The 773-nt window shown below is 72.2% G+C and carries 1 protein-coding gene and 2 pseudogenes; 2 read left to right on the forward strand and 1 reads right to left on the reverse strand.

Features of this window, described 5'->3' with window-relative positions; all coding sequences use genetic code 11:
• Together ACEN88_RS33190 and ACEN88_RS33195 are read left to right on the forward strand one after the other, a co-directional pair.
• Positions 1–394, forward strand: a pseudogene (locus ACEN88_RS33190) (sugar kinase); the annotation flags it as partial.
• Positions 391–597, forward strand: a complete 207-nt coding sequence (locus tag ACEN88_RS33195; RefSeq protein WP_413346564.1) for a hypothetical protein — start codon at positions 391–393, stop codon at positions 595–597. The pseudogene ACEN88_RS33190 and the gene ACEN88_RS33195, both read left to right, overlap by 4 nt.
• Here the strand turns inward: ACEN88_RS33195 and ACEN88_RS33200 are convergent.
• A pseudogene (locus ACEN88_RS33200) lies at positions 557–773 on the reverse strand (hypothetical protein); the annotation flags it as partial. The gene ACEN88_RS33195 and the pseudogene ACEN88_RS33200 sit on opposite strands and share 41 nt — an antisense overlap.

Below are 773 nucleotides of genomic sequence, written 5' to 3' on the forward strand. Positions count from 1 at the left end.
GCTGTTCGCCGCTCCGCGCGACATCGCCCACGTGCTCGACCGCCCCGAACTGGCGGATCCCGCGCGCGAGCGGGATGCGGTGCAATGCGCGTTCGCCGCATTTCCCGACCTGGCCATGCTGGCCTGGACCCGGCGCGTGCCGCACCGGACGGACGAGCACGAGCTGTCGGCCGTGCTGCACACGCGCACGAAGTCCGTGACCGGCGGCAGCTACCGGCTGTCCGGCACCGTCGACCGTATCGGCACGGGCGACGCCTTCGCGGCCGGCGTCCTGCACGGACTCCAGTCCGGCATGGCGACGGCGGACGTGGCCGGGTTCGCGCTGGCCGCCGCTGCCATGAAACACGCGATCACAGGCGACTTCAACGCCGCACACACGGGAACGTCCGCATGACCGGCAGCTGGCGTCTTACCTGGGACCACGGCAGCGCGGACGTGCAGTCGCTGGGCGCGATGCTCGGCCCCCTGAGCCTGCGCATCGGCGACGAACGGGAACTGGAGATCATGCACGTGGCACCCTGGGCCGGCATGACGCGCGCCGGCACCCTGCCCGGCATCATGCGGCGCCTGCGCGGCGGGCCCATACGCGCAACGTGATATCGACGGCCGGCGCGTGCGGGTCGGCCGCGATCTCGCGTTCGATGTGTTCGATCGGCGAGCCGGCGGGATAGTCGATGGCCAGGCGGATGCGGGTGTCGCTCGCCGACACGCAGCGCCAATGGTGGTTGGCCGCAAAGCCGTGGTCCCACGCATCCTCGGGCGCGCGCGTGCCC

The sequence above is a fragment of the Massilia sp. CT11-108 genome, from assembly GCF_047302915.1.
In the GTDB taxonomy this organism is placed as follows: Bacteria; Pseudomonadota; Gammaproteobacteria; order Burkholderiales; family Burkholderiaceae_D; genus Telluria; species Telluria orientalis.

What these genes read in the sequence shown, in the direction of transcription:
- ACEN88_RS33195 (WP_413346564.1), top strand. Translation starts at nt 391, where the DNA reads ATGACCGGCAGCTGGCGTCTTACCTGGGACCACGGCAGCGCGGACGTG.